The organism is Nocardiopsis alba DSM 43377 (genome assembly GCF_000341225.1).
GTDB lineage: Bacteria > Actinomycetota > Actinomycetes > Streptosporangiales > Streptosporangiaceae > Nocardiopsis > Nocardiopsis alba.
The window spans coordinates 1-989 of sequence record NZ_ANAC01000051.1 but is presented as its reverse complement, the minus strand read 5'-3'; the positions used below and the strand labels follow the sequence as shown (position 1 = coordinate 989).

At 64.0% G+C, this 989-nt stretch carries 1 protein-coding gene; it reads left to right on the top strand.

Annotated features, from left to right (window positions below; translation table 11 throughout):
• Positions 1–156 precede the first annotated feature (156 nt).
• A complete protein-coding gene (locus tag D451_RS0126090) occupies positions 157–966 on the top strand; it encodes a transposase family protein (protein WP_026125382.1) in 810 nt (269 codons plus the stop codon).
• Positions 967–989 lie beyond the last annotated feature (23 nt).

Genomic DNA, 989 nt, shown 5'->3' with positions numbered 1-989 from the left:
TGAGGTTTTCTCAGTGAAATGGTCGTCGTGAAGTGAGTTGATCCGCGCGATCCCTGGCAGGCAGGACGAGTGACACCTGGATGCGAACAGACGTAAAGCCCCTGGTAGGACAGGTCTCACCACAAGATCATGTCCACAACCACCAGAGGCTTCACGTTGGTCACCTATTCTGCCACCCTCGATGTTCCCCGTCACCTCGTCGAGTTCCTCGCCCGCCACCTGGCCGCCCACCGGCAACGGATCGCCACCCCCAAGGGCTCACGGGCACTGGGACCCTTCCGCCAAGCGGTCCTGGTGCTGCGCTGGTTCCGTGAACGCGGCTGCGTGCACTGCCTGGCCCGTGACGCCCACATCTCCCAGGCCACCGGCTACCGCTACCTACACGAAGGCATCGACGTCCTAGCCGACCAGGCCCCCGACCTGCACCAGATCTTGGACCGCTGCCTGCACCAAGGCATAGCGCACACCATCCTCGACGGCACACTGATCACCACCGACCGCATCACAGGCGTCCGTGAGAACGGCAACGACCTGTGGTTCAGCCAAAAACACAAGGCCTTCGGCGGTAACCTCCAGTTCCTGTCCGCGCCGGATGGCACCCCACTGTGGGTCTCCGATGCCGAGCCCGGCTCCACCCCCGACATCACCGCCGCCCGTATCCACGCCCTGCCGGCCCTGTACAAGGCAGCGGCCCAGGGCCTACCGGTTCTGGCCGACAAGGGCTACCAGGGCGCCGGTATCGGCGTGCACACCCCCATCAAACGCCCCACCGGAAAGAGCGAAGGAGCTCTGCACACGGACACGCGGATGTACAACGCACTGTTGCGGCACGTCCGTGCTCTCGGTGAACGCACCGCAGCCGAACTCAAGGAGCGCTGGCGTGCGCTCAAACACGTCACGCTGAGCCCCTGCCGGATCGGCGATATCGCCCGTGCGACTCTGGTCCTCAACCGGCGATGGAAATGATCTTCGTTGAGAAAACCTCAGTG